The following is a 231-nucleotide window of genomic DNA, read 5'->3' as shown; positions in this document are numbered from 1 at the left end:
ACGGCCGAACGCACCCGGACCGGCGAGCTGACCTCGATGGCCACCGACATCGTCTCGGGCCTGCGGATCCTGCGCGGCATCGGCGGCGAACGCACCTTCGGCAACAACTACGCCGCCCTGTCGCAGAAGGTGCGCCGGCTCGGCGTCGCCACCGGCACCTGGCAGGCGGTCACCGAGACGATCAGCGTGCTGCTGTCGGGCCTGTTGCTGGTCGCGCTGGTCTGGCTGGGT

Annotated in this window: 1 pseudogene; it reads left to right on the top strand. The window is 71.0% G+C overall.

The window, feature by feature from the left end:
* A pseudogene (locus BN358_RS23500) lies at positions 1–231 on the top strand (ABC transporter ATP-binding protein); the annotation flags it as partial.

This window comes from Sedimentibacter sp. B4 (genome assembly GCF_000309315.1).
Lineage (GTDB): Bacteria > Bacillota > Clostridia > Tissierellales > Sedimentibacteraceae > Sedimentibacter > Sedimentibacter saalensis.
The sequence above is the reverse complement of the archived record's forward strand: the minus strand, read 5'-3'. Positions and strand labels throughout refer to the sequence as shown.